The 383-nt window shown below is 44.9% G+C and carries 1 protein-coding gene; it reads right to left on the reverse strand.

The features are described 5' to 3' along the window. Positions 1-62: 62 nt before the first annotated feature. On the reverse strand, positions 63-383 hold a 321-nt coding region (locus AC1DUA_RS40945; protein ID WP_477505058.1), incomplete at its 5' end, for an iron chelate uptake ABC transporter family permease subunit.

Consider the following 383-nt stretch of genomic DNA (forward strand, 5'->3'; position numbering starts at 1 on the left):
CACATAAGTAGAATAAATCTACTTGTAGGCAGCCCCTTTTTATCCGAAATAATTAAAATCAATTATCTCTTCACCGAACTCCGGTACATCAAAAACAGTAAATACGGAGCGCCAATGACAGCAACAACGATTCCTGAAGGGATTTCTTTGGGAATGGCGATCACTTTCCCAATCATATCAGCGACGACAAGCAATATTGCACCGATCAAAGCTGATAGAACAACCGATTTCTGGTGTCGTTGTCCCATGAAAATCCGAACGGCATGTGGAGCTAGCAGCCCGATGAAAGATATAGTGCCTACGCAAGCTACTGCGATTGCTGCGATCACAACACCGATGCTTGCCGCAATAAGGCGGGTTTTCTGCAGTTTGAGGCCTAATCC

The organism is Paenibacillus sp. 01T422 (assembly GCF_056398785.1).